Annotated in this window: 3 protein-coding genes; 2 read left to right on the top strand and 1 reads right to left on the bottom strand. The window is 76.2% G+C overall.

Annotated elements, in window-relative coordinates:
- Positions 1 to 244: 244 nt before the first annotated feature.
- Entirely contained in the window at positions 245 to 1,120 is an 876-nt protein-coding gene (locus ACZ6Q9_RS34075) for an LD-carboxypeptidase (protein WP_396831406.1), read from the bottom strand.
- 223 nt (positions 1,121 to 1,343) lie between these two features.
- On the opposite strand from ACZ6Q9_RS34075, the gene ACZ6Q9_RS34080 reads away from it, so the two are divergent.
- Both ACZ6Q9_RS34080 and ACZ6Q9_RS34085 read left to right on the top strand, forming a co-directional pair.
- Positions 1,344 to 2,111 (top strand): type 1 glutamine amidotransferase, encoded by a 768-nt coding sequence (locus ACZ6Q9_RS34080; protein ID WP_393454443.1) that lies wholly within the window; start codon positions 1,344 to 1,346, stop codon positions 2,109 to 2,111.
- Positions 2,111 to 5,134 carry a bifunctional [glutamine synthetase] adenylyltransferase/[glutamine synthetase]-adenylyl-L-tyrosine phosphorylase gene (locus tag ACZ6Q9_RS34085; RefSeq protein WP_396831405.1) on the top strand — a complete coding sequence of 1,008 codons (3,024 nt, stop codon included), beginning with the start codon at positions 2,111 to 2,113 and terminating at the stop codon, positions 5,132 to 5,134. Before ACZ6Q9_RS34080 ends, ACZ6Q9_RS34085 begins: the two co-directional genes overlap by 1 nt.
- Positions 5,135 to 5,219 lie beyond the last annotated feature (85 nt).

Here is a 5,219-nt window from a genome sequence, read left to right on the forward strand (position 1 = left end):
GACGTCCTGTTCGCCATGCTCCGCGACAAGATCCCCTACCAGCCCCGCCCCACACCGCCGATCACCGCTTGACGAAACCCATAGGGACACCCCCCTCCCTCCCACCCTCCCGCCCACCCCCGGGAATCTCCCCGTTGATCATGAAGTTATTGGCGCCGATTCCGGCATTTCGCACCAATAACTTCATGATCAACCACGCTGGGCCGGGGGGGTGGGGGCCGGGGGTGGGGGTGAGGGTGGGGGGTTAGTGGACGGCGGGGGTGATTGTGAGGGTGGCCGTCGTCGTGTCGAGGGTGGCGTCGGTGCCGACCGGGACGGTGAGCTGGCCGACGCCGTGGCCGACGGGCAGGCCGCCGAGGACCGGGACGCCGAGGTCGCCGAGGCGCTCGGAGAGCACGTCGGCGACGCTGGTCGACCAGCCGTCCGCGCAGCCGGTGAACTGACCGACCGCCACCCCGGCCAGCCCGTCCAGCGCGCCGGCCCGGCGGAGCTGGGTGAGCATCCGGTCCACCTTGTACGGCGGTTCCTGCACGTCCTCGACCAACAGGACCGCCCCGGTCAGGTCCGGCATGTCCGGGGTGCCCAGCGACGCCACAATCAGGCAGAGGTTGCCGCCCAGCAGCGGGCCGGTGGCCCGCCCGGGCACCCGCACCGGGAACGTCTCCTCCTCGGCGACGGCCGGCACCGTCACCGGCTCGGTGGTCATCAGGGCGGCGTGCAGCGACTCGGCCGAACGCAGCGGGGTGCGCTCGTCCAGCCAGGCCGCCCCGGGGCCGTGCACCCCGGCCAGCCGGGCGCCCCGCCACAGCGCCAGCTGCAGCGCGGTGATGTCCGAGAACCCGGCGACCACCTTCGGGTCCCGACGTACGGCGGCCATGTCGATCGCGTCGACGATCCGCTGCGCGCCGTACCCGCCCCGCGTGCAGATCACCCCGCGCACCTCGGGGTCGGCGAACGCCGCGTTCAGGTCGGCGGCGCGCAGCTCGTCCGCGCCGGCCAGGTAACCCTGCCGGGCGTACGCGTTCGGCGCCAGCACCGGCCGCAGCCCCCAGCCGGTGAGCAGCTCGATGCCCCGGGCCACCCGCTCGGGCCGGGTCGGCCCCGACGGCGACACCAGCATCACCGTGTCGCCGGGGCGCAGCACCGGCGGTCGTACGGCGGTGGGAGTCGTGCTGGCATGGTCGGCCACAGCGGCAGAGCCTAGTCGCGGCGGGGCACGGTCCACGTACGGGTCGGCTCACTCCGCCGAGCGTGGGACGGCTGGTCCGGTCGGCCGTCGGGGCCGCCGCCGCGCCGGCGGAGGCGTTCGGGGCCCGCCCGAGTCACCGGATAGCCTCGACGTCGTGGCTACCGCTTTGGTGATCGAGAACGACCCGACCGACGACGTCCGCCGGCTCGGTGAGTGGCTGACCGAGGCGGGTCTCGACCTGTGGGTGGTACGCGCGCACGCCGGCGACCAGCTCCCCGCCGACCTGGAGGGATACTCCGCGCTGGTGGTGCTGGGCGGCGAGCAGCAGGCGTATCCGCTGCCCGACGGCGCACCCGGCGCGCCCTGGTTCCCCGCCGTCGAGGGGCTGCTCCGCAAGGCCGTCCGGCACCGGGTGCCCACCCTCGGTATCTGCCTGGGCGCGCAGCTGCTGGCCACCGCCCACGCCGGCGAGGTCGCGCGCAGCGCGTCCGGGCCGGAGGTCGGGCCCGGCGTGGTCGGCAAGCGGGACGCCGCCGACGCCGACCCGCTGTTCCGCTACGTCCCGCTGATCCCCGACGTGCTCCAGTGGCACTCCGACGAGATCACCGAGCTGCCCCGGGGCGCCACCCTGCTGGCCGCCTCCACCCGCTACCCGCACCAGGCGTTCCGCCTCGGTGACCGGGCCTGGGGGTTGCAGTTCCACATCGAGTGCGACACCGCGATGATCGCCGACTGGGCCGCCGACTCGACGCTGCTGGCCGAGCTGGGCTACGACCCGGACCTGGTGGTGGCGGCCTGCCACGCGGTGATGGTCGACGTCGAGGAGGTCTGGCAGCCGTTCGCCGCCCGGTTCGCCGCGCTGGCCCTCGGCGAGCTGGGCGACGACCCGTCCCGCCGCAGCCTGCCGCTGCTCGGGCAGTGATGAGCCGGCCGACCAGCGCCGCGGGACGGCTCGCCCGCTACGGATTCGGCATCGTCGGCGGCGACGGCGCCACCCGCGCCGCCGACCTGCTCGGCCCCGACGGGCTGGGCCTGTGGCGGCCGGACGTGCAGGAGCCGACCGACGACCGCGCGGCGGAGTTGCTCGCCGCGCTCTCCCGGGCCGCCGACCCGGACCTGGCGCTGCGCCAGCTGCACCGCATCGTCGAGGCCGAGCGCCGGGCCGCCGGTCCGGCAGCCGCCGGTTCGGCGCTGCTGGAGGCGCTCGCGCACGACCCGGGGCTGCGCCACCGGCTGATCGCCGTCCTCGGTGCCTCCTCGGCGCTGGGCGACCACCTGGTCGCCAACCCCGACCAGTGGGCGGCCCTGCGCACCGCCCCGGACGGGCTCGCGCCGACCGCCGAGGGCCGGCTCGACCTGTCCGGCGCCGGGCAGCCGGTCGCGGTGCTGCGCAGGGCGTACCGGCTGGCGCTGCTGCGGATCGCGGCGGCCGACCTGACCGACGGCCGGGGCCTGGAGCAGACCATGGCCGCGCTCTCCGCGCTGGCCGACGCGACCCTCGCGGCGGCGTACGAGATCGCCGTCGGCGAGCTGCCGGAGGGCACCCCCCGGCCCCGGCTCGCCGTCGTGGCGATGGGCAAGTGCGGCGGCGACGAGCTGAACTACGTCTCCGACGTCGACGTGATCTTCGTGGCCGCGCAGGACGACGACCTCGCCGCGGCCACCACGGTCGCCACCCGGCTGATCCACGTCTGCGGGCTGGTCGCCTGGCCGGTCGACGCCGCCCTGCGGCCGGAGGGCAACCGTGGCCCGCTCGTGCGGACCCTGGCCAGCCACCTCGCCTACTACCGGCGCTGGGCGCGGACGTGGGAGTTCCAGGCGCTGCTCAAGGCCCGGCCGGCGGCCGGCGACCTGACGCTGGGCCGGGAGTGGATCGACCAGCTCGCCCCGCTGGTGTGGCGCGCCGCCGAGCGCCCCGAGGCGGTCGAGGACGTCCGCGCCATGCGGCGGAAGATCATCGACAACATCCCGCCGAAGGAACTGGAGCGCGAGATCAAGCGCGGCCCCGGCGGGCTGCGCGACATCGAGTTCGCCGTCCAGTTGCTGCAACTGGTGCACGGCCGGGGCGACGAGTCGCTGCGGGTGCCCGGCACCGTCCCGGCGCTGCGCGCGCTCGTCGCCGGCGGCTACGTCGGCCGGGCCGACGGGGAGGCGCTGCTGGGCGGCTACCGCTTCCTGCGCGGCGTCGAGCACCGCCTTCAGCTCCAGGGGCTGCGCCGCACCCACACCGTGCCGACGGAGCCGGCCGCGCTGCGCTGGCTGGCCGCCGCGCTGGGCTACGCGGCCACGCCGGGCCGCAGCGCCGTCGAGGAGTTCCGCGCCGAGTGGGTCACCCACGCCACCGAGGTACGCCGGCTGCACGCCAAGCTGCTCTACCGGCCGCTGCTGGAGTCGGTGGCCCGGGTGCCGGCCGACGGGCTGCGGCTGACCCCGGAGGCTGCCCGGCACCGGCTGGAGATCCTCGGCTTCGCCGACCCGGCCGGGGCGCTGCGGCACCTCCAGGCGCTCACCGGCGGGGTGAGCCGCACGGCGGCCATCCAGCGCACCCTGCTGCCGGTGCTGCTCAGCGAGTTCGCTGACGCCCCCGAGCCGGACCGCGGCCTGCTCAACTACCGGCAGGTCTCCGACAAGCTCGGCAGCACGCCCTGGTACCTGCGCCTGCTGCGCGACTCCGGGCCGGTGGCCCGCCGGCTGGCCCGGGTGCTCTCCTCCTCCCGGTACGCCGCCGACCTGCTGGCCCGCGAGCCGGAGGCGCTGCGGATGCTGGCCGAGGAGAGCGAGCTGACCCCCCGGCCGAGGGGGGTGCTCTGCGAGGGCTTCGCCGCCGCGGCGGCCCGGCACGCCGACCCCGTCGAGGCCACCCGGGCCATCCGCGCGCTGCGCCGCCGGGAGCTGGTCCGCGTCGCTTGCGCCGACCTGTTGAGCCGGGCCGGCTCGTTGGCCCCGTCGCCGCCCCGGCCCGACGGCGGGCGGGCCGCGCTCGGCCTCGCCGACGTCACCGCCGTGGGTACCGCGCTCGCCGACGTCACCGACGCCACCCTGGCCGCGGCGCTGCGGGCCGCCCGGGCGGCCCAGCCGCCCATGCCGGGGCTGCGTTTCGCCGTGATCGGCATGGGCCGCCTGGGCGGGTACGAGTCGAACTACCTCTCCGACGCCGACGTGCTCTTCGTCTACGATCCCCCGGCCGGCGGGAACGCGGCCGGCGCGGCGAGCGCCGCCGCCCACGCGATCGCCGAGGAACTGCGCCGGCTGCTCGGCATGCCCGCGCCCGACCCGCCATTGGGCGTGGACGCCGACCTGCGTCCGGAGGGCCGGCAGGGCCCGCTGGTGCGCAGCCTCGCCGCGTACGCGCAGTACTACGCCCGCTGGTCGAAGGTGTGGGAGGCGCAGGCGCTGCTGCGCGCCCGGTTCGTCTGCGGCGACGCCGACCTCGGCGCGGAGTTCGAGGCGATGGTCGACCCGGTCCGCTACCCGGCCGACGGGCTGACCCGCGAGCAGGTGGTGGAGATCCGGCGGATCAAGGCGCGGGTGGAGCACGAGCGGCTGCCCCGGGGCGCCGACCCGGCCACCCACACCAAGCTCGGGCGGGGCGGCCTCGCCGACGTCGAGTGGGCGGTGCAGCTGCTCCAGCTCCGGCACGCCGGGACGGTCCCGGAGCTGCGCGGCACGCGTACGCTCGACGCCCTCGCGGCGGCCCGGGACGCGGGCCTGGTCGACCCGACGGACGCCACCGAGATGGCGGCCGGCTGGACCCTGGCCGCGCAGGTCCGCAACGCGCTGATGCTGGTGCGCGGCCGGGCCGGTGACCAGCTGCCCCGGCACGGCGTCGAGCTGGCCGGGGTGGTCCGGCTACTCGGCCGGGACGATCCCGGCGAGTTCCTCGACGAGTACCTGCGCACCGGCCGCCGTTCCCGCGCGGCGATGGAACGGGTCCTCGACGCCTGATTCCCTATCGGGGATCGGCTGTCAAGGTGCTGGCTGGCTTGACGGTGTAGGTCGGCTGGTTGGACGATCGCTGGTGGGGGAGGTC

Source organism: Micromonospora sp. NPDC049139, assembly GCF_055586845.1.

Bases quoted from the DNA above. Each gene is read 5' to 3' on its own strand.
- ACZ6Q9_RS34075 (WP_396831406.1), bottom strand. From the start codon at position 1,120: ATGCTGGTGTCGCCGTCGGGGCCGACCCGGCCCGAGCGGGTGGCCCGG.
- ACZ6Q9_RS34085 (WP_396831405.1), top strand. From the start codon at position 2,111: ATGAGCCGGCCGACCAGCGCCGCGGGACGGCTCGCCCGCTACGGATTC.